Origin of the sequence: Streptomyces sp. NRRL F-5122 (assembly GCF_001507435.1) — a bacterium.
In the GTDB taxonomy this organism is placed as follows: Bacteria; Actinomycetota; Actinomycetes; order Streptomycetales; family Streptomycetaceae; genus Streptomyces; species Streptomyces lannensis.
Genome location: NZ_LMWH01000209.1, coordinates 1 through 256, shown reverse-complemented (window position 1 = coordinate 256; position 256 = coordinate 1). Strand labels below are relative to the sequence as shown.

Annotated in this window: 1 protein-coding gene; it reads right to left on the bottom strand. The window is 67.2% G+C overall.

The genetic code is table 11. The annotated features are described in order from the left end of the window. Nucleotides 1-184, bottom strand: a 184-nt coding sequence (locus ADL25_RS20385; protein WP_159044961.1) for an NAD(P)-binding domain-containing protein, incomplete at its 3' end; no start/stop codon positions are given. Nucleotides 185-256 lie beyond the last annotated feature (72 nt).

Below are 256 nucleotides of genomic sequence, written 5' to 3'. Positions count from 1 at the left end.
CGCCTGCCGGGACCATCACCCACACCACGCGGGGCGCCTCGAGCTTCTCGACCAGTTCGGCGAGGTGCTTGACGTCGGAGACCTCGGGGTTGCGGTCGTAGCCGACGACGGTGTGGCCCGCGCGGCGGATCCGCTCGCGCATGTTGCCACCCATCTTGCCAAGGCCGATGAGTCCGATCTGCATGTCAGTTCACTTCTTCCTGAGCTCGCGGTACTTGGCGACGAGGGCTTGGGTGGAGGTGTCGAGGCCGGGGAC